This window comes from Sedimentibacter sp. LTW-03, from assembly GCF_052059825.1.
Taxonomy (GTDB): Bacteria; Bacillota; Clostridia; order Tissierellales; family Sedimentibacteraceae; genus Sedimentibacter.
Map to the genome: position 1 here is coordinate 985,179 of NZ_CP197180.1, position 22,073 is coordinate 1,007,251.

18 protein-coding genes are annotated in these 22,073 nt (G+C 34.4%); 13 read left to right on the forward strand and 5 right to left on the reverse strand.

Features of this window, described 5'->3' with window-relative positions; genetic code table 11:
• Nucleotides 1-91 precede the first annotated feature (91 nt).
• Both clpB and ACS3UD_RS04970 read right to left on the reverse strand, forming a co-directional pair.
• Entirely contained in the window at nucleotides 92-2,692 is a 2,601-nt protein-coding gene (gene clpB, locus ACS3UD_RS04965) for an ATP-dependent chaperone ClpB (RefSeq protein ID WP_440977733.1), read from the reverse strand.
• Nucleotides 2,693-2,736: 44 nt separating this feature from the next.
• Nucleotides 2,737-3,585 carry a YitT family protein gene (locus ACS3UD_RS04970; RefSeq protein ID WP_308137526.1) on the reverse strand — a complete coding sequence of 283 codons (849 nt, stop codon included), beginning with the start codon at nucleotides 3,583-3,585 and terminating at the stop codon, nucleotides 2,737-2,739.
• A 276-nt stretch (nucleotides 3,586-3,861) separates the two neighbouring features.
• Between ACS3UD_RS04970 and ACS3UD_RS04975 the strand changes: the two genes are divergently transcribed.
• From ACS3UD_RS04975 to ACS3UD_RS05020, 10 genes are all read left to right on the forward strand, one after another.
• On the forward strand, nucleotides 3,862-4,179 hold the full coding sequence (locus ACS3UD_RS04975; RefSeq protein WP_308137525.1) for a hypothetical protein: 318 nt from the start codon (nucleotides 3,862-3,864) through the stop codon (nucleotides 4,177-4,179).
• 1 nt (nucleotide 4,180) lies between these two features.
• A complete protein-coding gene (locus ACS3UD_RS04980; protein ID WP_308137524.1) occupies nucleotides 4,181-5,209 on the forward strand; it encodes a V-type ATPase subunit in 1,029 nt (342 codons plus the stop codon).
• A gap of 14 nt (nucleotides 5,210-5,223) precedes the next feature.
• Nucleotides 5,224-6,291, forward strand: a complete 1,068-nt coding sequence (locus ACS3UD_RS04985) for a hypothetical protein (protein WP_308137523.1) — start codon at nucleotides 5,224-5,226, stop codon at nucleotides 6,289-6,291.
• An 80-nt stretch (nucleotides 6,292-6,371) separates the two neighbouring features.
• Nucleotides 6,372-8,360: a V-type ATP synthase subunit I gene (locus ACS3UD_RS04990; protein ID WP_308137522.1), complete on the forward strand. Its 1,989-nt coding sequence runs from the start codon at nucleotides 6,372-6,374 to the stop codon at nucleotides 8,358-8,360.
• 32 nt (nucleotides 8,361-8,392) lie between these two features.
• The gene (locus ACS3UD_RS04995) at nucleotides 8,393-8,830 is read left to right on the forward strand and encodes an ATP synthase subunit C (RefSeq protein ID WP_308137521.1); all 438 of its coding nucleotides are present in this window, start codon (nucleotides 8,393-8,395) and stop codon (nucleotides 8,828-8,830) included.
• 26 nt (nucleotides 8,831-8,856) lie between these two features.
• The gene (locus ACS3UD_RS05000; RefSeq protein WP_308137520.1) at nucleotides 8,857-9,165 is read left to right on the forward strand and encodes a V-type ATP synthase subunit F; all 309 of its coding nucleotides are present in this window, start codon (nucleotides 8,857-8,859) and stop codon (nucleotides 9,163-9,165) included.
• Nucleotides 9,166-9,174: 9 nt separating this feature from the next.
• Complete coding sequence (locus ACS3UD_RS05005) at nucleotides 9,175-9,810, forward strand: V-type ATP synthase subunit E (protein WP_308137519.1); 636 nt, start codon at nucleotides 9,175-9,177, stop codon at nucleotides 9,808-9,810.
• Complete coding sequence (locus ACS3UD_RS05010; protein WP_308137518.1) at nucleotides 9,803-11,572, forward strand: V-type ATP synthase subunit A; 1,770 nt, start codon at nucleotides 9,803-9,805, stop codon at nucleotides 11,570-11,572. The genes ACS3UD_RS05005 and ACS3UD_RS05010 overlap by 8 nt, the downstream gene beginning before the upstream one ends.
• Nucleotides 11,573-11,583: 11 nt before the next feature.
• Nucleotides 11,584-12,969 (forward strand): V-type ATP synthase subunit B, encoded by a 1,386-nt coding sequence (locus ACS3UD_RS05015; RefSeq protein WP_308137517.1) that lies wholly within the window; start codon nucleotides 11,584-11,586, stop codon nucleotides 12,967-12,969.
• 2 nt (nucleotides 12,970-12,971) lie between these two features.
• Entirely contained in the window at nucleotides 12,972-13,586 is a 615-nt protein-coding gene (locus tag ACS3UD_RS05020) for a V-type ATP synthase subunit D (RefSeq protein ID WP_308137516.1), read from the forward strand.
• A 53-nt stretch (nucleotides 13,587-13,639) separates the two neighbouring features.
• On the opposite strand, the gene ACS3UD_RS05025 is transcribed toward ACS3UD_RS05020, so the two are convergent.
• Together ACS3UD_RS05025 and ACS3UD_RS05030 are read right to left on the reverse strand one after the other, a co-directional pair.
• The gene (locus ACS3UD_RS05025) at nucleotides 13,640-14,548 is read right to left on the reverse strand and encodes a ribonuclease Z (protein WP_308137515.1); all 909 of its coding nucleotides are present in this window, start codon (nucleotides 14,546-14,548) and stop codon (nucleotides 13,640-13,642) included.
• Nucleotides 14,549-14,603: 55 nt separating this feature from the next.
• Nucleotides 14,604-15,557: a hypothetical protein gene (locus ACS3UD_RS05030; protein ID WP_308137514.1), complete on the reverse strand. Its 954-nt coding sequence runs from the start codon at nucleotides 15,555-15,557 to the stop codon at nucleotides 14,604-14,606.
• Nucleotides 15,558-15,887: 330 nt separating this feature from the next.
• Between ACS3UD_RS05030 and ACS3UD_RS05035 the strand changes: the two genes are divergently transcribed.
• The 3 genes from ACS3UD_RS05035 (at nucleotide 15,888) to iadA (ending at nucleotide 20,662) form a co-directional block, all read left to right on the forward strand.
• The gene (locus ACS3UD_RS05035; protein ID WP_308137513.1) at nucleotides 15,888-17,900 is read left to right on the forward strand and encodes a sigma 54-interacting transcriptional regulator; all 2,013 of its coding nucleotides are present in this window, start codon (nucleotides 15,888-15,890) and stop codon (nucleotides 17,898-17,900) included.
• A gap of 179 nt (nucleotides 17,901-18,079) precedes the next feature.
• Nucleotides 18,080-19,516, forward strand: coding sequence for a Na+/H+ antiporter NhaC (nhaC, locus tag ACS3UD_RS05040; protein WP_308137512.1), 1,437 nt, complete (start codon nucleotides 18,080-18,082; stop codon nucleotides 19,514-19,516).
• Nucleotides 19,517-19,519: 3 nt separating this feature from the next.
• The gene (iadA, locus tag ACS3UD_RS05045) at nucleotides 19,520-20,662 is read left to right on the forward strand and encodes a beta-aspartyl-peptidase (protein ID WP_308137511.1); all 1,143 of its coding nucleotides are present in this window, start codon (nucleotides 19,520-19,522) and stop codon (nucleotides 20,660-20,662) included.
• Nucleotides 20,663-20,718: 56 nt separating this feature from the next.
• Here iadA and ACS3UD_RS05050 read toward each other — a convergent pair whose 3' ends face one another.
• Nucleotides 20,719-21,927, reverse strand: a complete 1,209-nt coding sequence (locus ACS3UD_RS05050) for a nucleotidyltransferase (RefSeq protein ID WP_308137510.1) — start codon at nucleotides 21,925-21,927, stop codon at nucleotides 20,719-20,721.
• Nucleotides 21,928-22,073 lie beyond the last annotated feature (146 nt).

Here is a 22,073-nt window from a genome sequence, read left to right on the forward strand (position 1 = left end):
GTGAAACTACAATGGCGGTTAAGCTTAAAAGCTTAGCCGCCATTTTTATTTGCATCCAGTGTTTTGAAAGTGCAGAATGCTGTTTAACATTTTAATTTGCGATTTTAAATCCAGTATTGTCGTAATCAATTTTTACTGTGCTGTCATACTCTGCTTTGCCTGCAATAATCATCCTTGCAATTAATGTTTCAATATTTTTCTGAATAAAACGCTTTAATGGACGAGCTCCGTAAATCGGGTTATAACCTTGATCTACTATTGCTGATTTTGCCTGTTCGGTTAAAACCACTGTTATGTGCTTATCTTTTAATCGGCTTTGAAGATCTTTAATCATCAAATCAACGATGGAAGAAATCTCATCTTTTTTAAGAGGCTTATAAAATACAATTTCATCAAGCCTATTTAAAAATTCTGGCCTAAAGTGGTGTTTAAGGAGATCATGTACTTTTTTCTTTGCCTCTTCAGATATTTCTCCTACATCGGTAAATCCGTCCAAAATATATTCAGAACCAAGGTTGGAAGTCATTATTATGATTGTGTTTTTAAAGTCAACGGTTCTTCCTTGTGAATCTGTAATGCGCCCGTCGTCAAGTACTTGAAGTAAAATATTGAATACATCGGAGTGCGCTTTTTCAACTTCATCAAACAATATTACCGAATATGGCTTTCTTCTTACAGCTTCTGTTAACTGTCCACCTTCTTCATATCCAACATATCCTGGAGGAGCTCCTATTAATCTGGATACTGAGAATTTTTCCATATATTCGCTCATATCAATTCTGATTATATTGTGTTCGTCATCAAATAAAGCTTCTGCCAGCGCTTTTGCAAGTTCAGTTTTCCCAACTCCCGTTGGTCCAAGGAACATAAATGAGCCTATTGGTCTGTCAGGGTCCTGTATTCCGGCTCTGGATCTTAAAATTGCTTCAGACACTTTTTCTACGGCCTCATTTTGACCGATTACTCTCTCGTGAAGTATATCCTCAAGCTTCAAAAGCTTTTCTCTTTCACCTTCCATTAACTTAGAAACAGGTATACCTGTCCATCTGGCAACTATTCTTGCTATTTCTTCTTCGGTGACCTTAACTCTGAGCAGCGTGTTAGGTCCCTGACTTTTCTCTGCAATATGCTCTTCTTTTTCCAAGGCTTTTTTAAGTTCGGGAAGTTTTCCGTATTTTAATTCTGCTGCTTTATTTAAGTCATAGTTCCTTTCAGCTCTTTCAATTTCAGCATTAAGGCTTTCCAGCTGTTCTCTAAGTGATTGTACTTTAGAAATGGAGCTTTTTTCATTTTCCCATTTGGCTTTCATTTCCTTAAATTCGGACCTCATGTCGGCCAGTTCCTTCTGGATTTCTTTAAGATGTTCTGAGGATAACTGATCATCTTCCTTTTTAAGAGCAGCTTCTTCAATTTCATGCTGCATTATTTTTCGGGATATTTCATCCAGCTCAGTAGGCATAGAATCTATTTCCGTACGTATTAATGCGCAGGCTTCATCGATTAAATCAATTGCCTTATCGGGGAGGAATCTATCAGATATATAACGGTTGGAAAGAACAGCAGACGCTATAAGTGCCTGATCCTGTATTTTAACACCGTGGAAAACCTCATATCTCTCTTTTAAACCTCTTAAAATTGATATGGTATCCTCAACTGTAGGTTCATCTACCATAACTGGTTGGAATCTTCTTTCAAGGGCAGCATCTTTTTCTATATATTGACGGTATTCGTTTAATGTGGTAGCTCCTATGCAGTGTAGTTCCCCTCTGGCAAGCATTGGTTTTAGCATATTTCCTGCATCCATTGCACCATCTGTCTTTCCGGCTCCTACAATTGTATGAAGCTCATCAATAAACAGTATGATTTTTCCTTCGCTTTTCTTAACCTCTTCGAGAACAGCCTTAAGCCTTTCTTCAAATTCACCTCTAAATTTAGCACCTGCAACAAGAGAACTCATATCGAGAGAGAATATTTTTCGCTCTTTTAAATTATTAGGTACATCACCGCGAACTATACGTATAGCAAGACCTTCTGCAATAGCCGTCTTTCCGACGCCAGGTTCACCTATGAGAACAGGGTTGTTCTTTGTTTTTCTGGAAAGTATTCTTATAACATTTCTTATTTCTGAATCTCTTCCTATAACCGGATCCAGTTTATTATTTTTTGCCAGTTCAACCAAGTCTGAGCCATACTTAGTCAGAACGTCATAGGTTGACTCAGGGCTATCACTTGTAACTCGAGTGTTGCCTCTTATTGTTGACAGTGCGTTAAGAAACTTATCGGCAGTTATGCCGAATTCGTCGTAAACTCTTTTTAAACTTGCTTTTGGAAAATTAAGAAGTGAAAGCATTATATGCTCAACAGAAACATATTCATCTTTCATACGTTCTGCCTGCTTTTCTGATTCTACAAGTATTCTGTCCACGTCCTGTGAAACGTAGATTTTATCGCTTTCGCGTCCGGGGCCTGAAACTCCCGGCATGTTTTCAATCAGTGTTTTAATTTTTGATTTTATAGAAGCGGGGTCAACATTCATTCTAGTCAATAGCTGAACTATTAAGCCTCCCTCTTGATCAATAAGAGCAAACAATAAATGCTCCTGTTCAATTTGCACGTTCATGTGCTCAATAGCGATATTCTGGGAAACTTGAATTGCTTCCAGTGATTTTTGAGTAAATCTTTGTGCATTCATTGAAATACCTCCTTTGTTGTGTAAAATATATTTAAATGCGGATATCAGAATTTAGAAAATCCAAACCCGTATACCTCCTGAACGGCTCTGACGGTTACAAATGATTCGGGATCAATTTTTTTCAGCTCATTTTTCAGTGTGAAGTATTCTTTCCTTTCCAATATAGTAACTATTATATCCCTTTCTTCATTTGTATACCCGCCTTCTGCCTTGTAAACAGTCACACCTCTGTCAAGCTTTTGGAAGATATAGTCCTTTACAACTTTGGTGTGTTTTGTAATTATGACCACCTCGTTTTTGACAGTGAATCCATCAATAAAGTAGTTAACGATAATTCCGTTCAGGAACCACCCAAATGCACCGACAATTCCGGTTTGTATGCCGTATGTAAAAAAAGAAAGAATAACTACTACAATGTCTGCTGCCATTAATCCTTTACCCATATCTAAATGAAAATACTTATTAAACACTTTTGCCAATATGTCTGTTCCGCCTGTTGATGCGTTTTGGTTGAAAACAATCGACAGTCCCATTGCGGAAATAATTATGCCGCAAATTAAATTTAAAAGTACTTCATCAGTTACAGGCTTTGAAGCAGGATGAAAAAATTCCATTAGTGACATAAAAAACGAAAGAAAAACAACGGAGAGAATAGTTCTTCCTCCAAAATCTTTTCCGATAAAGATAAAGCCTACAATTAAAAGAAGAATATTCAATACAAAGTTTGTTAATGATATGGGTATGGGCAAATAATTATTCAAAACTATTGCGAGCCCCGATATTCCGCCTGTAGCCAGGTTTTCAGGAACCAAAAAGTAATATACACCCATTGCTACTATAAAGGAACCGACGGCAATAAGTAATACCTGCTTAACTAAGTTTTTATCAATCATATAGGCCTCCTAGTTTTGTTTATTTAATTTTATCTCAAAAATATTTACTAATCAATACCATTAGATAACTTTTATAAAAATAATTTTTAAATATATATTTATAAGTAAACTAGAGAAAACTAGAGTAAAAAAAAGTAATTATGTATAAAAATCGTTATCTTGCTTGTTTACATAAAAATATTATTTAAATAAGAGATATAATGATTTGAATTGCTCTATAAAGAATGCTATAATGTGGAGTAATGTAAAAAAAAAGACAAAGGAGTGAGTTGCTATTTGAAAGAGATAATTGATCAAATCATAGAAATTGATGCTCTGGCTTATAATAATAAGACTAAAAATGAGCAGATATTATCTAATAAAAAGCAAGAGTATGAGAGCATGATATCAGCTTATCGGGAAGAAAAAATCTCTGCCGCAAAAGTTAAGGCCAAAGAAATTTCTGAACAAACCGATGCTTATATTATGGAGATTGAAAAATCTCAAAAAGAACAAATTAAAAAAAATTCTGCTGAAATTGATGATATTTATTTAAAAGCAGAAAAAAATTTAACCCAAAAAATATTTAACAAGTTATTTGTACTGGAGGGGTAATATGAACCCTAACATGGCATATTATGCTTTGGAAACAAAAATTGCAACAAAAAAAGGGCGTATTTTACAGAAAGCTGAATGGAATAAGTTTTTAGACTGTTCTGATGTTGGACAGTTTGCCGAACTGCTAAAAAACAATGTAGAATTCGCTAAGGCATTTGACGGAATGCTTTATGAAAAGCTCAAAAGGGAAGATTTAGAAACAGCATTGCTAAAATTTAAAACACTTCAGATAGAGAACCTTCTGCATTATCTTTCCGGACCATATAAGGAATTTATAAAAACAATCTTGATGGAGTCAGATATTCGAGATTTAAATCTTATACTGCGAAAAATCACAAAAAATGAAAGCCTGGATGGAATAGAAGAAAGGTTTGTTCATTCTAAAAATTACACAAATTTAGCTTATGGCGACTTGCTGTCAGCAGGCAGTGTGGAACAGTTAATAGAAAAATTAAAGGGTACTCCTTATTATAACGGTCTTAGCAATCTTTCGAAGGAAGATGCAATGAAGCGTGAATTTCATATTGAAATGAAAATGTATGTGGCATTATATAAGAGTATTTTTGAAAAGGCCGAAAAACTAAGCAAGGAAGATCAAAAGGCTGTTAAAGAATTAGTAGGCTTTAGGATTGACCTTTTAAATATTCAATGGATATACAGAGCTAAAAAGTATTATGAAATATCACCTGAAGAAATGTTTATTTATAGCCTTGAAGGAGGTTTGTCTATGGGATATAACAGGATTAAAAAGCTTTGCTATGCAACCATGGACGAATTTATTAATCTTTCAAAACAATACTTGAAAAATGATTTTTTCAAAGACGCAAATAATACAGATATTAACATCGTAATTGATTCCTATATGTTAAATTACATGAAAAAAAATACTTTCAATAATATTGGAACCGTAGTGTCATTTATTTATTTTTTAGATATCATTATCGATGATTTAATGTCTATAACAGAAGGAATCGAATATAAGGTTCCTAGGGAAAAAATACAAGAGTATTTAGTACAGAAGATATAGAAGGGAGGCTCTATATGACTAAAGAAAAAATAGTGCTTTTAAAAATAGTCGGATCTTTGGAAAATATGCATGATATTATAAGGGAACTGATATTATGTAGAATTGACAACATAAACATTGAAAAAGATAGCATGTATTATAGTAATTTAATGATTCATAAATTTGAATCTGAAGTAGTTGGGATGCAGACAAAGTTTCCGAGCCATGACAACATTTATAACAGATGCGTTAAGTATTTAAGCATTGTTGAAGAGCTGTCCCGCGACCTTAATGTTAACTTGAATGCTGATGCGGAATTTACATTTGAAAATGGTTATGATTTCGAAAATGCTTGCTTGGATTTAGAAAAAATAAAGGAATTATTGAGCAGTAGAATAAGTGAAATAGACAGCACGAAAAAGCAGCTCGAAAAAATTACGGAGTTAGGCGCTAAAATTGAGAGCATTACTGATAAAAGCATTAAGTTTAGTGAGTTAGCAGATCTAAATTATTTTGACTATGAAATCGGAACTTTTACAAATGATAACAAATTAAAAGCTAAAAGAAGCTATGGAAGCTTAAGTGCAATAATGCTTAAGATAGGAATCGTAAAATCATCTGGGGAAGAAATATACATGATTATTTATCCTAAGCAGTTTAAAGATGAAACCGACAGAATGTTGAAGTCTTTAAATTGGGCTGAGATGATTATTCCTGATCAATATTGCGGTTCAGTTGCTGATATGATTAAGCAAATCAATGCTGAAATAATCCATATGCAAAACAAAGTAAAAGAATTGTCTGAGTCATTCAAATCGGAAAAAGATGATATAAAAAATCAAATTGTGAGAATTTATGACGTATTCAGATTAGAAAATAAAATTACTGAATCCGCTTTAAGAGCAGATATTATCAGTAATTCATTTGCATTAAGCATCAGGTTAAATGAAATATATAAAGAAGCTGTTGAACAAGCAGTGAGGTCTGTAACGGAGCATTATCTTATAAATGAAAAATCGGCTGACGAATCGGATGCTCATTCAAGCCGCTTCGTAAAGCTACTAAAAAACAATCTGTTTTCAAAACCGCTTGGACTAATTTAAATATACGATGTAATTAGGATTTATAACGGATTGTGGAAGAAAAGTTAAAATATATGATTAATGAAGGGAGGAGGCTTTAGATGGCTATAGAAAAAATGGTTCTTTTGAAAATTGTCGGTTCTTTGGAAAACATGCATGACATGCTTAGAGAACTGGTATTTTGCGAAAATGCCCATTTAAACTTAAATGTTGAAAACAGTAGCGCATATAACAACTATTTAGTTATACATCAATATGAATCTGAGATATTTGGACAACCGATTTACCATGGGGTTGATCCTGGGAACATTCATAACAGCTGCAGTGATTGCTTAAGTACTGTTGAAACCTTGGCTCACGGACTGGATGTTGAACTGGTTATAGATAAAAAATTTCTGTTGGAGAAAAATTATAGCTTTGAGGACGCTCGTTCGGATTTAGGAAAAATTAATTCTTTATGGGGCAGTAAAATAAGTGAAATCAACAAAAAGAAAAAGCAGATCGAAAAGCTTGCGGAATTAAGAACAAAAATTGACAGTGTTACGGATAAAAGTATTCAGCTTAATGAGGTTGCTGATTTAAATTATTTTGATTATGAAATCGGAACCTTTTCGGCAGAAAACAAATCCAGATTAAAAAGAAATTATGAGAATCTAAGTGCGATAGTTCTAAGAATAGGGGTTATTAAATCTTCTGCGGAGGATTTATATATGATAATTTATCCTAAGCAATTTAAGGATGAAACTTATAATCTTCTTAAATCATTGAATTGGAATAAGCTTGTTATTCCTAAAAGATATTGCTGCACAATTGCTGATATGATTAAGCAGATTGATGCCGAAATAGTTCAGATGCAAAATGAAATAAAGGATATGTCTGCATCTATCGAACGAGAATGGGATGACATTAAAAACCAGGTTTTAAAAATTTACAATGTATTTAAATTAGAGGATAAGCTGGCTGAGCTGGAAGCAAGAGCAGATTTCAGCAATAATTCCTTTGTTTTAGACATATGGGTAAATGAAAGAGATAAGTCAGAGGTTGAAAAAGCAATTGCTTCAGTATCAGAAAAATATTTAATAGATGAAAAATCAGCTAAGGATTTTGGAAATCAGGTGGTACCTCCAACAAAGCTGAAAAACAACTGGTTCTCGTGGCCGTTTGAAATGATTGTTAAAATGTACGGCCTGCCTGCTTATCACGAAATTGACCCTACACCTTTCTTGGCTATAACTTATTGCCTGGCATGGGGTATAATGTTCGGTGATATAGGTCAGGGTCTTGTGTATTTACTTGCAGGAGTGTTTTTAATGAAAAAAATGCCCGCACCTGGACACATATTAATGAGGCTTGGTGGTTTTTCTATTGTGTTTGGATTTGTATATGGGAGCTTTTTCGGTTTAGAGAAAAAAGAGCTGCCATGGCTTCCAGGTTTGCTTGAAGGAGGGCCGTTAGACCCTAAAAATATTCCGTCTATACTTGCTGTAGGAGTTTTGTTCGGTGTAATAGTTCTTACGGTGTCATTTGTAATAGGAATTATAAATGCTTTGAAGAAACATGATATAGAAGAAGGAATATTCGGGAAAAATGGCGTTGCAGGATATTTGTTTTTTATAAGTCTTGTATTTACTTTAGTGTCACTAACAGGAATAATCAATATTTCAACTGCTTTATGTATAGCAGTTCTGTTGATAAGCTTGGTAGTAATGATATTGAAAGAGCCTATTACTAACCTGGTGTTAAAAAAATCACCGTTAATTCACGGCGAGGCAGGGTCATATTTTACTGAAGCTATATTTGAAGGCATTGAAACAATATTGAATGCATTAAGTAATGCAATATCATTTGTCCGTGTTGGAGCATTCGCTTTAAACCACGCAGGATTGTTCTTGGCCTTTTTGGTAATGTCAGAGGTAGTGACTAATCCGATAGCAAAAATATTTATCCTGTTTTTAGGAAATGTATTGATCCTTACACTTGAAGGATTGATAGTATTTATTCAGGGACTTCGTCTACAATACTACGAAATGTTCAGTAAGTATTTTGAAGGTGGCGGAATAGAGTTTAAGCCTATAAAATTAAATAATTAAAATTGAATAATAAAACATAAGGAGTTAAAAAAATGCAAATGATATCTATTTTATTAGCAGCTGTTATATCCGTTGGAACAATCGGATATGGCTATAAAACAATGAAAAGCGGTAAAAAAGGAAATATAAAGAAAGCAATATTAACAACAGTTTCAGCATTTTCACTTGTAATGATAGGTGCTGTTATAGCAACTATAACAGGCGGAAATGTATTTGCGGAGACAGTAAATGAAGTTGCTCAGGCAACAGGAATATCAATGGGTGAAGGATTTAAATATTTAGCTGCAGCATTGTCAACAGGACTTGCAACTATAGGTACAGGTGTGGCTGTTGGATCAGTTGGTTCATCAGCAGTAGGTGCCGTTTCAGAGGATTCTTCAATTCTTGGTAAAACATTGATTTTCGTTGGTATGGCTGAAGGTATTGCTATTTATGGTATGATTATTTCTATATTGATTCTGTTCGTTTAATAGAATAAAATGAAAAGAGAGTAAATATGAAATCTTTTTTAATTAGTGATAACAGAGATACTTGGGTAGGCATGAGACTCGTCGGTATTGATGGAGTCATTGTCGATACAAAAGAAAATGCGTTGAAAGAATTAAAAACAGCTGTTAAGAATCAAGATCTGGGCATCTTGATTCTTACTGAAAAAGTAGTTGATATGGTTAGAGATGAATACATGGAATATAAAATAAAGTCCAAGACTCCTTTAATCATTGAAATTCCTGATAGACACGGTACTATCAGAGAATACAATGCCATAAAGAATTATATAAGAGATTCTGTCGGCATTCATATATAGAGGTGATTTATGGTTACGATAGAAGAAAAAATCAAACTTTTTTATAAGCTCCTTAATCAGTCTATGGATCAGTCCTTTACCGATGAGTTAAAGGATTTAAAGGAAAAATATGAATCCAAAAATCAAAGAGCTAAGAACGAAATAGACAAGGAAGCGAAGGAGATAGAAGAAAGAGCGGCGAAAAGAGCAGATACAAAGCGTGCTGAAAGTGTAAGTAAATCAAAGGTAATCATAAAAAAAGATATTATGGTATTGAAAGAAAAATATTATTATATTTTTATGAAAAGATTTAATAAAAAATTAGATGAGTTTATAAAATCAGATGAATATAAATTATATTTATCAAAAATAATATCCAATTTGGTTGCTGAAATTAAAGATTACGGAAAATGTAATGTAACAATTTATTTAACAAAAAATGACCAAGGTAAATACAGTGATTTCATTAAAGATGAAATTACGAAAAAGCTTGACTGCAATGTAAGCTTTAGCATAGAGCATGATATAAAGGGCGGATTTATATGCATAATAGAAGATAGAGGCATGAAAATTGATTTATCAATTGATTCTGTTCTTGACGAAAACAAAGACTATATCATGCAGACAATATTTGAGACTTTAGAGGCAGGTGATTATAATGGCTAATATCCAAGGTGTTGTCAGCTCAATAAATGGTCCTGTTGTTAAGGGTCTCCATATGGGTTCGTTTAAGGTACACGAAATGGTTACCGTAGGAAAGCAGAAGCTTATAGGCGAGGTAGTATCCATTGAAGGTGATGTTGCAACAGTACAGGTTTATGAAGAGACAGAGGGATTAAAAGCCGGCGAGAGCATTTATTCAACAGGAATGCCATTATCTGTTACTTTAGGCCCCGGAATTATAGGAAATATTTTTGACGGTATTCAAAGACCGTTGGAAAGAATTCAAGATATGAATAAAGACTTTATACCTGAAGGTATCGGTCTTTTGACGATTGATACAGAAAAAAAATGGGATGTTACAGTAACAGCTAAAGCAGGAGATACCTTAAAACCAGGCGATGTTTACGCTACAGTTCAGGAAACATACAGAATTCTTCATAAAATAATGGTTCCTTACAATGTTAAAGGTACTGTTAAATCAGTGAAACCAAGCGGAAAATACTCCTTAAATGATACTATAGTGGTATTGGAAAAAGATAACACAGAAACTGTTAATTTAACACTTTGCACAAAATGGCCGGTAAGAAATCCTCGACCTATTAAAGAAAGGATTCCTATTTATAAACCGTTTATTACAGGACAAAGGGTTATAGATACATTTTATCCTATAGCTAAGGGAGGTACTATAGGGCTTCCCGGAGGATTTGGAACCGGAAAAACAGTTACACAGCATCAGCTGGCAAAATGGGGTGATGCTGATATTATTGTGTACATCGGCTGCGGAGAACGTGGAAATGAAATGACAGATGTTTTGGAAGAATTTCCGAAGCTTATTGACCCAAGAATTAACAGACCGTTGATGGAAAGAACCGTTCTTATTGCAAATACTTCAAACATGCCTGTTGCTGCACGTGAGGCAAGTATTTACACAGGTATTACCATGGCTGAGTATTACAGAGATATGGGATATGATGTTGCCATAATGGCTGATTCCACGTCCAGATGGGCTGAGGCATTAAGAGAAATTTCAGGACGTTTGGAAGAAATGCCTGCAGAAGAAGGCTATCCTGCATATCTTCCGTCGAGACTGGCTGAATTCTATGAAAGAGCCGGATGTGTTAATACTCTGAACGGACAGAAAGCGTCAATAACAATAATCGGTGCAGTTTCACCTCCTGGAGGAGATTTCTCTGAGCCAGTAACTGAAACAACAAAAAGGTTCGTTTCAGGATTTTTGGCTCTGGACAAAAAGCTTGCTTATGCAAGGCATTATCCGGCAATTAACTATTTAACAAGTTATTCCGGATATGTTGAAATGCTTTCCGATTGGTATGAAGATAATGTTGCTGGCGACATGTTTGATTTAAGGAAAAAAATGATTGTTCTTTTACAGGAAGATGAAAAATTAAATGAGATTGTACAGCTTGTTGGAGAGGATGTTTTACCTAATGATCAGGCTCTTATTCTTGAAACCGCAAGAATAATAAAGAAAGGATTCCTGCAGCAGAATGCTTTACACGCGGAAGATGCTTATGTTACTTTGGAAAAACAATATAAGATGCTGAAAGCAATAGATACATTCTATGAAGAAGCTTTAAAATGTACAAAAATAGGCATTCCTATATCTGTAATAAGAAAAGAATCTATTATACAGGATATTTTGAAGATAAAATATGACATTCCGAATGATAAAATAGAGTTGTTGGATGTTTTAAAAGATAAAATTGTTGAAACATTTGCTGACTTGAGACAAAAGTATGAGTAGGGAGTGTTGAGATGAAAAAAGAATATTTAAAATTAGAAAAAATTGAAGGACCTTTGATAGTTCTTTCCGGTATTGAGGATGCTGCTTATGGTGAGGTTATAAACATCAAAGTAGGCAGTGAAAACACCAGGACAGGAAAGATAATAAAAATTGAAGGCGATAAAGTTATAGCTCAGGTTTTTGAAGGAACTGCAGGCATATCTACAGTTAATTCCTCCGTTAAATTTACCGGAGAACCATTGACAATACCACTTTCAAAGGATATTCTTGGAAGAACCTTTAACGGAGTAGGTGAGCCTATTGATGGTGCTTACCAGATTATATCAGCAGAAAAAGAAAATATAAACGGTAGACCTATCAATCCCGTAGCAAGAAGATATCCAAAGAACTTTATTCAGACAGGTTTTTCTGCAATAGATGCGCTTATGACTCTTATAAGAGGTCAGAAGCTTCCTATTTTCTCCGGAAACGGTATGGCTCACAACGATCTTGCTGCTCAGATAGTAAAGCAGGCAAAGATAAAAGGCGCCACAAGTGATAACTTTGCTGTTGTGTTCGGAGCTATGGGTGTAAGACATGACGATGCAGACTTCTTTAGAAAAAGCTTTGAAGCTGCAGGTGTTTTGGATCACGTTGCAATGTATATTAACACAGCAGACGACCCGATAATTGAAAGAATATCAGCACCTAGATGTGCTTTGACAGCTGCGGAGTATTTAGCATTTAAAAATAACATGCACGTTGTTGTAGTATTGACAGATATGACCAGTTATGCTGAGGCTCTTCGTGAAATATCTTCAGCAAGAGAAGAAGTGCCATCACGTAAAGGATATCCGGGATACTTGTATTCAGACCTTTCAACTATATATGAAAGAGCTGGTATGTTAAAGAGCTGCGAGGGTTCTATAACTCTTATTCCAATATTGTCAATGCCTAATGATGACATAACACATCCTATCCCTGACCTTACAGGCTTCATTACTGAAGGACAGATAGTTTTAAACAGGGAGCTTAACCTAAAAGGCGTATACCCACCAATTGATATTCTGCCTTCACTATCACGTCTTATGAAGGATGGTATAGGTGCAGAATTTACAAGAGAAGACCACGCTGATCTTCAAAGTCAGATTTATGCGTCATATTCAAAGGTTCAGGACATAAGAAGTTTGTCACAGATTATAGGCGAAGATGATTTAAGTGATATTGATAAGTTATATCTAGAATATGGTCGTGAGCTTGAAGGAAAATTCATTGCACAGGGCAAAAATGAGAACAGAAGCATTACAGAAACATTAGATTTAGGATGGCATATTTTATCTATTCTTCCTGTTGAAGAGCTTGATCGTGTTAAGACAGAATTAATAGAAAAATATTATGATTACGACAGGGAGAGATAGTTATGGCAGTATTGGTTGCACCAACTAAATCGAACCTGATTAAAGCAAAGTCATCTTTGGCTCTCTCCATAAAAGGATATGAGCTTTTAGATAAAAAAAGAAATGTTCTCATTAAGGAAATGATGGTTTTTGTAAATAAAGCAAGAACCATGCACAATGAAATTTATGTTGTTCTTAAGGAAGCATATGAATTCTTGCAAAAGGCTAATGTAACTTTGGGCGTTAAAAATGTTGAAGATATGTCATACAGCATTCCTGACGAGGCATCTTTTGACATATTGCTTAGAAGTGTTATGGGTATTGATATCCCTACAATTAAGCGTAATCAAAATGAATATTCCGGTCCTGCATATGGTTTTTATAGTTCAAATGAATCTCTTGACGAGGCAAGACATAAATTTCAAATTGTTAAGGAAAAAATATACGAAGTTGCGGAAATTGAAAATTCAATTTTTAAGCTTGCCAAGGAAATAGAAAAAACTAAGAAAAGAACAAATGCATTAAGATATGTGCAGATACCAAAATACAAGGAACAGGTAAAATATATTACCGAGGTTCTTGAAGAAAAAGAAAGAGAAGATTTTTTCAGATTGAAAAGATTGAAAGGCAAAATATAAATATAATGGCTGCCGCACTAATATTAGTGTGACAGCCTTATATTTTTATTATTTCATTCCGGCTTAAGTGTAACAGTCATAAGATCTTTGCCGATTTTCGTGTTAGGAAATATATTTGATGCATATCTTATGTATTCGCTGGGCTTTGTCATAGAGGGGCTGAAATGTGTAAGCCACATTTCTTTTACATTTGCTTTTTTGGCAATGGTTGCGGCTTCTGAGAATAACATATGCATTTTTTCAGTTGCATTTTTATACTGCTCATCATCGCCGTACATTCCTTCACATATAAATAAATCCGAGTTTTTTACAATATCTGCAATATGCTTAACCGGTCTGGTGTCCGTAGCATATGAAATTTTTAATGGAGTTCTTTTTTCACCCAGTACCATTTCAGGAGTAAAGGTGTCATTATCTATTTTTACGCTGCTCCCGTTATGAAGCATTTTCCAGAATTTAACCGGTATATTGAGTTTTTTTGCGGCTTCAGGTTGAAACCTGGGCTTTAATTTTAGCTCAAGGCTGTACCCCAGACAATTAATATGGTGCTTTAAGGGTATAGAAGTAATGTTAAAGCCTATCTGTTCAAATTCTTGAGGCCTTGTGTCATGCAGTTCGGCTATTCTTATTTCGTATGGAAGGTATCCGCAGACCACAAGAAGAGAATTAAGAAATTTTGCGCTGCCTCTCGGAGCGATAATTGTAAGCGGCTCCGTTCTACCTTGGTTTCCGATTGTAAGCAAAAGTCCAGGAAGACCTGCAATATGGTCAGCGTGACAGTGTGTAATTAGTATGGTTTCAATTTTATTCATACTCAGTCTGCCCTTGTGCAGGGAAATTTGTGTGCCCTCACCGCAGTCTATAAGAATTGATTTACCGTTGTATTCTATTAAGCAAGAGGACAGAAATCTGTCAGGAAGAGGAATCATTCCGCCTGTTCCGATTAGAGTAATATCTATCATTTCATCACCTGTGTTTTTTATATTATTATACCTATTATTTCGGTCAATATCAACATTAATATATGACAGCATACATTATGATAGAAAGAACGGCAGAAATAAGGCCGTGAATAAACCTGTAGAAAATGTAATTTTTAATTTCCAGATTAAATTCATTTGTTACCGCAACAGTTTGAAAAACCACTGACATGCCTGAAAAGCTGATTAGGAAGTTGATTATAAGCAGTTTAATTTCCAAAGGAACATAGCCGGACGAAGCTATTATGCTGCATCCATTGGTCACTTCCAATATACCCACAAGCACAGAGTGTATGATATCCTTTGCACCGATGCTGAGCGATATCATTTCAGCTGCTGAAGAAAGGTTTTTGTTTAAAAAACTTGAAAGCACAGAAAAAATAACTATTACGCCTCCTACAGATAGTATACCTGTTATGGCTTTAACCATTGCGGAACTGAATGCAGCATGAAAGGGAACCGTAGATACTACAACTTTTTTGGAGTGATCGGAAGAAGGATTATTTTTGATCAGCAGGCTGAGTATTATTGCTCCTAAAATATGGGGAACAGCTATGTATTTATATAAGTATAAATGTCCAAGCATGGAGAATGAAACCGCGCCTGCTATAAACTGAAAGCTGCAGTTATTTGTGAATACAGCCAAGTAATTGGCCTGCTTTTCATTTATCCTCTTGAAACCGGCCATAGAATTAACTGTCATGGCTCCTGAAGGATATCCTGATACAAAGCTTATAAAAAAAGGGATAAGTGCGTACTTGTTTTTCAGCAGCTTATTTGAAATGAAATCCATTTTTCCGAACAGGCTGTACAGGAAGTTGTATTGAAGAAGTATGTTTGACAATACCATCATGGGAAAAAGGTACGGAATAATATTGTTAACCCAAATTTTTAATCCGGTAAATACCCCATCAGAAACAGTAGCAGGTTCAACTATAAAAAAGCATATCATCAATAGAACCAGTATTGGAATAAAATTTCTCTTAAACATAATACAACCCCCATAACATATTTTATTTACACGTATGGGTCATTATGATATATATTTCAGACAAGATTTAATTATAATATATTATCTGCCTTGTTATATTTTTATTTCTTTGTTAAGGGTAAGGGTGAACAAAAAAATAGTATATAAGATATAGTAAAAAAGCACTGGAGATAGGAAAGGAATAAAAGATCCTGTGGTATTTCTCGTGTATTTATTTTATATTGTATAAATTAAGAATTTGTTATAATATTTACTTAAGACGAGGTAAGATTAGGATATATTAAAAAAAGATTGATTATATCATATACAGAAATAAAGGCGGTAAATGAGATGAAGAAAATTCTGATTATTAGCGAAGGCATAAATACAGGAACAATAATATCAAATCAGCTGAAAAACCTATTTGGCAAACGTGTAAATATAGAAAGTGTAATTGTATCAGAATTGAAATCGAAGAGACCTGAGGTTGATTTAGTTCTGTATACCAGCGCCCATTTCAAAAATAAGGCTTCAAGATATATAGATTCAAATATACCTTCACTGATTGCAAGAAGAATTATTAATCATAAGAACATAAAAGAAATAATAACCATTGACGAAAATAAAGACGTACTGTTTGTTAATGACAGCTACGAATCAACAAAAGAAGCTATCGAACAGCTTATTGAGCTTGGACTTGATCATGTAAGGTATAATCCGTATTATCCGGGATGTGCCGTATGCCCTGATTTGCAGATAACGATTGTCGCAGGAGAAAGTCAATTAGTTCCCTATAAACCAGAAAAACTGATTGACATAGGTTCAAGAATATTAGATATTCAATCGGTGCATGAAATAGCATCTGTTTTAAAAATTGAAAAACAAATAAATGATAGCCAAATAAAAGACTATATAAGAGATATAATTGATATTTCGAAAGAAATTGATGAAAGCAGAAAAGCTTATTGTGAATCTGAACAGAAGCTGCAGCTTATTGTAAACAATCTGGACTATGGAGTGTCATTCATTAACAGCGAAGGAACAATAATGAGTGCAAATTCCAAATTCGGATATATATTTGGACTTAAAACAAAAGATCTGCTTGCAAAAAATATATGTGACATGATAAATTTGGACTTATTTAGTATCAATGATTATGGAAAATTCGTATGCAGAATAGAAAATAGAGAAGTATCAGTTGAAATAAGGCAAGTTAATTTTTTAAAAAAATACGGCTATATAGTTTCAGCTAAGATTAATAAGGATTTATCGGCATCAGATGTAAAATACAATCAAAGAATTAATACATATGTTCAGAGGAATCTCCATAATTTTAATGATTATATTACAATCAATACAAATGTAATTGAGATGATCAGCAGGGCTCAGAAATTTTCTAGAAGTGACGGGACCGTACTGATAACGGGAGAAAACGGCACCGGCAAGGAAATACTAGCTCAGGCCATACATATGAATTCATACAGGAGCAGCAAAGCATTTGTTCCTATTAATATTGCAACTTTGACATCAAGCCTTGTTGAAGCGGAATTGTTTGGATATGAAGAAGGTACATTTACCGGCGCGATAAAGGGAGGGAGAATGGGAATATTTGAGATAGCAAATGGCGGTACTATATTTATTGATGAAATAGGAGATATTCCCATTGATATACAAACTAAACTGTTAAGAGTTTTGGAGGAAAAACGCATACGAAAAATCGGAGCTGCGGATGAATTGTCAGTAGATGTGAGAATTATTGCCGCAACAAATAAAAATATAATTGAACTGATAAAAGAAAATAAGTTTAGACAGGATTTATTTTACAGATTAAATATACTTCCTTTAGAAACAATCCCTTTACGCAGAAGAAGAGATGACGTGCAGCATCTTCTAAAGCATTTTATAAATATTAAATTATCAGATAAACAAATAACGTCTCTTAATGAATTTTTTGAAGAGGAGACCATAAGGTTTTTATTAGATTATCAATGGCCGGGCAATGTCAGAGAAATGTTAAATCTTATTGAATATCTGGCATTAATATATGAGGGCGAGAAAGCAGGAATGTCATTGCTGCACAGCTATATGCGCAATACTTTTAAAACAAACGACGTGTTTTTAGATTCATATTCCATATGGGTACTTAATTTGTTTGCCAAAAATGAAAATATGGCATTAGGAAGAATAAAAATTGCTGAAATGGCATCAGAACTAGATGAAAAAATAGGTGAAGGAAAAATTCGGAAAATATTGAAAGAATTAAAAGACAAACAGCTAATTGTTGAATATAAGAAACAGGGTTCAAGAATTACTGAAAAAGGTAAAAGAGTAATGGAAAAATATTCAGACCATAGTTGGTTATAATTAACCATGCTATGGTTTTTATCAGCCATCAAATTATACTGGGATAACAAAAACAGTCGGGCTAAAATGAAAAAATATCTGCAAACTAATGAAAATTAGTGATATGTATATATATATATTGCTTTGGCATAATAATTGCTAAATAATTTATAAATAAATATATAGGGAGATGAATATAAATGGATAAAAAAGAGAGGGTAAAGAAAAAACCAACATTTGTTCAAGCAGTTATGCCAATAGTTTTCATGATGGTTACATTAGTTATAGGGGTTGGCTATATGAAACTTAAAGCTGAGCCTATACTAATTTTAATTGCATTTTTAGCAGGCGGAATAGCTATTAGTCTGGGATATTCTTGGGATGAAATGCAAAAAGGAATAATTGAAAAAATATCAATGGCAATGCCTGCTATTCTAATTTTATGGAGTGTCGGTGCACTTATTGGTTCATGGATGTTTTCAGGTGTTATTCCAATGATTATTTACTACGGAGTAGAAATTATAAATCCTAAGTTTTTGCTGGTTACAGCATTTTTAATAACGGCAGTATTTTCTACTATAACTGGAACATCATGGGGTTCGGCAGGGACTATAGGAGTTGCTATTATGGGAATAGCAGGGGGCTTGGGAGTTTCTCTTCCAGCAACTGCAGGTGCGGTAGTAGCCGGATCATATTTTGGTGATAAATTATCACCGTTATCAGATACGACAAATTTAGCTCCTCTTGCAGCAGGAGCAACATTGTACGATCATATAAAACATATGCTTTATACAACTGTTCCAGCCACTATAGTGTCATTAACAGTATATTTTATTGCAGGATTAGGTACAAGTGGTGCAGGTAGTACCGCAGAAGCAGTAAGCTCGCTGCAGAACATTCTTAGCTCTATGTTTAATTGGAATATTATTTTGTTGATACCCGTGATTTTGATATTAGTGGGTTCATTCGTTAAATGGCCTACAATACCAACAATGCTGTGCAGTGCGTTGATTGCAGTACTAATAGGTATCATTATGCAGGGTTTTACTTTAAAGAATGGATTTATATCGCTTATTAGCGGGTTTAATGTTACAATGACAGGATATGAGGGAGAAGTAACAAAGGATGTGTTAACATTAATAAACAGAGGCGGTTCAGTATCCATGGCAGGAACCACAATATTGGTTTTTTGTGCTATGGGTTTTGCAGGAATTATGAGTGTAACAGGTATGTTGGATGTAGTTCTTGAAACAATCACAAAAAAGGTGAAGTCTACATCTGGAATTATAGTTTCAACAATTGCTTCTTGTTTTACCGTTGCATTTGTTACAGGTAATTCCTATTTATCTATTTTGCTTCCGGGGCAGTTATTTAGCTCAGTGTATGAAAAGTATAACCTGCAGGCAAAGAATTTATCAAGAACTTTGGAAGATTCAGGTACAGTATTGGTTCCTCTTGTTCCGTGGTCGGCAGCAGGTGCGTATATGACTGCCACATTGGGTGTTGACACTCTTGAATATCTGCCTTGGGCGGTAATGTGCTATATGGGAATTGTATTTGCCATAATTTTGGCATTCACGGGAATCGGTATTGCATATATAGACCCATCAAAGAAAAAAATTACTAAGGACGAATAAATTATGATATTAATAAAAAATATTGATATGTATACACCAAAAAGCATTGGGGTAAAAGACGTTTTAATTATCAATGATAAAATTGTACTGATAGAAGACAGCATACCTAAATTTAATGAAAAGTTAAAGGTAATTGATGGTACAGGGAATAAACTCATACCTGGATTTGTAGATAACCATGTTCATATAACAGGTGGCGGCGGAGAAGGAAGTTTTAAAACACGTGTTCCGGAAATCACATTGTCAAAGCTGATAGAATGTGGTACCACTACAGTAGTAGGTCTTCTAGGTACTGATTCTATAACTCGAAACGTTGAAAATTTAGTAGCAAAGGCTAAATCATTAAAGGAAGAGGGAATATCAGTTTATGCATTAACAGGTTCATACGGATATCCTTCTACTACGATTACAAGTTCAATAAAAAAGGACATTGCTTTCATTGATGAAATTATAGGTGTGAAAATAGCTTTATCCGATCACCGTTCACCAAGCATTTCATGTGATGAATTGGCAAGGCTGGCTTCAGATGCAAGAGTTGCCGGAATGATATCAGGAAAAGCAGGAATTGTTACTGCTCATATGGGTAATGGTGATGCTGGACTGAGATTAGTAAATGAAGTGCTTGAAAAAACTGAAATACCTGTTAAAGTAATAAGGCCAACCCATGTAAACAGGAAAAGAGAACTGCTTCTTGAATCCTTTGATTATGCCAAAAAAGGTGGAATAATAGATTTAACATGCGGAATGTCAGATGAAATGTCTCCTTCAAATGTAATTATACAAGCTGAGAAAATGGGTGTGCCACTTGAAAATATAACCGTGAGTTCTGATGGATACGGAAGCTGGTCAAATTATGACTCGGCAGGAAACATATTAGAAATAGGTGTTTCGTCCGTAAGCAGTCTTTACAATGAATTTAAAAATATGGTTAGTAATTTAAATTTCAGCATTGAAGACGCATTGCCTTTCTTTACCACAAATGTATCTAAGGCGCTAGAAATATATCCTAAAAAAGGGGTAGTTTGTGAAAACTCAGATGCAGATGTGCTGATTGTAAATAAAGAAATGGATATAGTATCAGTAATAGCAAAAGGAAGATTAATGCTTGACAATGGAAAAATCATGGTTAAAGGAACCTATGAATAAAATGTAGAAAATGCCTGCACTGCTAAGATGAAGCCTTAGCGGTACAGGCATATTTTTTATATTTTCACGTATATGGAATTTTTCGTATATTCAAAATTGGCTTTTCTGTTTTTCAAAGGAATGTTGTAAATATCTGTTGCTCTTGATGTAAGGCGGAAGAGACGCATTTCGTCATCAGATAAATTATGTTTTTTATAGTCAGAATACCTGTTGATAATAATGGTTCCGCTTTTTTTTGCTTCTTTGATAATCATTCTACCGGTGTCGTTAAATGCAAGCACTTTTATATAGTTTGTATTTGAATACATAAAATGTTTTATGTCTACATAGGTAATCCCCAGCAATATATTCAAAAGCATTCTTCTTAATCTGGAATATGTGTATCTCTTTGACTTCAGAGACATGATTAAATCATCTATGTTTTCATGCAAGAAAACATTTGAATATATTTTGTTGTTAAGCCCCTCAGAAACTTCATAAATTTTATTCAGCCCTTCAGGCCCCAGTTGAATAATTCTGTAATATAGAATCTCCAGATAATTGTCGAGACTGTTTAGTTTTTCATGATTATTATAAAACATGTCAATCATTTCTCTGCTTTTCGGAGTTACCGATACATTAGCACCCTGTGATTTTAAAATTGCTTTTCTTATGGCGGTGGCACTGTCGTAGCTGCCTGTTGATCTAAAATCATTATGACCCTTACCAATGCGTTCTATGGGAATGTATTTCCAGCCTGTATTCTGTTTAATTGAACTTTTAATGTATTCTATGCCTAGAACATTATTTGGACTGGATGCATGAATAGAAGCCTGCTCTCCCAAAAATGAGCATATTGTATTTGACAGTGCCTTTGGATAGGACATCCCTTTTTTTATTTCGCACTTAAGCTCATTGTTAAACTCAGCATCCAGTTGAACTGAAGCTGTTTTTTCTAACAATTTAATATCCGTGCATTCACAGCCGAAGCTAAGGTTGCTGACAGGTAACTTTTTCAATTCTCTGACTGCAGCCATGGCAAACATTTCTGCATTTTGAAAGGAAAAAGGCATGGGGAGTTCTATAACCAAATCAGCTCCTCCATGTACTGCTGCCTCGGCTCGCTTGAATTTATCTATAATGGCAGGCTCACCGCGCTGGACGTAGTTTCCGCTCATAACAACAGCAGTCCCGTCACAGGATGATAATTCCCTGGCTTTTTTTAACTGATATTCGTGACCTGTGTGAAATGGATTATATTCTGCAACAATACCTGTAATTTTCATAACTTCACCACATATTTTTATATTTTATATAATAATAACTATACTTCCGTATATTGTCAAATATTATTGATATTATTGGATTGTTAGTTTATAATTTAATAAAAGTTAATTAACTTATAAAGAAAAAGGTATGATAGGGAATTGAA

What these genes read in the sequence shown, in the direction of transcription:
- ACS3UD_RS04970 (WP_308137526.1), bottom strand. Translation starts at nt 3,585, where the DNA reads ATGATTGATAAAAACTTAGTTAAGCAGGTATTACTTATTGCCGTCGGT.
- ACS3UD_RS05000 (WP_308137520.1), top strand. Translation starts at nt 8,857, where the DNA reads ATGAAATCTTTTTTAATTAGTGATAACAGAGATACTTGGGTAGGCATG.
- ACS3UD_RS05005 (WP_308137519.1), top strand. Translation starts at nt 9,175, where the DNA reads ATGGTTACGATAGAAGAAAAAATCAAACTTTTTTATAAGCTCCTTAAT.
- ACS3UD_RS05050 (WP_308137510.1), bottom strand. Translation starts at nt 21,927, where the DNA reads ATGAAAATTACAGGTATTGTTGCAGAATATAATCCATTTCACACAGGT.
- ACS3UD_RS04990 (WP_308137522.1), top strand. Translation starts at nt 6,372, where the DNA reads ATGGCTATAGAAAAAATGGTTCTTTTGAAAATTGTCGGTTCTTTGGAA.
- ACS3UD_RS05015 (WP_308137517.1), top strand. Translation starts at nt 11,584, where the DNA reads ATGAAAAAAGAATATTTAAAATTAGAAAAAATTGAAGGACCTTTGATA.
- clpB (WP_440977733.1), bottom strand. Translation starts at nt 2,692, where the DNA reads ATGAATGCACAAAGATTTACTCAAAAATCACTGGAAGCAATTCAAGTT.
- ACS3UD_RS05025 (WP_308137515.1), bottom strand. Translation starts at nt 14,548, where the DNA reads ATGATAGATATTACTCTAATCGGAACAGGCGGAATGATTCCTCTTCCT.
- ACS3UD_RS05035 (WP_308137513.1), top strand. Translation starts at nt 15,888, where the DNA reads ATGAAGAAAATTCTGATTATTAGCGAAGGCATAAATACAGGAACAATA.
- nhaC (WP_308137512.1), top strand. Translation starts at nt 18,080, where the DNA reads ATGGATAAAAAAGAGAGGGTAAAGAAAAAACCAACATTTGTTCAAGCA.
- ACS3UD_RS05030 (WP_308137514.1), bottom strand. Translation starts at nt 15,557, where the DNA reads ATGTTTAAGAGAAATTTTATTCCAATACTGGTTCTATTGATGATATGC.
- ACS3UD_RS05020 (WP_308137516.1), top strand. Translation starts at nt 12,972, where the DNA reads ATGGCAGTATTGGTTGCACCAACTAAATCGAACCTGATTAAAGCAAAG.
- ACS3UD_RS05010 (WP_308137518.1), top strand. Translation starts at nt 9,803, where the DNA reads ATGGCTAATATCCAAGGTGTTGTCAGCTCAATAAATGGTCCTGTTGTT.
- ACS3UD_RS04995 (WP_308137521.1), top strand. Translation starts at nt 8,393, where the DNA reads ATGCAAATGATATCTATTTTATTAGCAGCTGTTATATCCGTTGGAACA.
- ACS3UD_RS04985 (WP_308137523.1), top strand. Translation starts at nt 5,224, where the DNA reads ATGACTAAAGAAAAAATAGTGCTTTTAAAAATAGTCGGATCTTTGGAA.
- ACS3UD_RS04980 (WP_308137524.1), top strand. Translation starts at nt 4,181, where the DNA reads ATGAACCCTAACATGGCATATTATGCTTTGGAAACAAAAATTGCAACA.
- iadA (WP_308137511.1), top strand. Translation starts at nt 19,520, where the DNA reads ATGATATTAATAAAAAATATTGATATGTATACACCAAAAAGCATTGGG.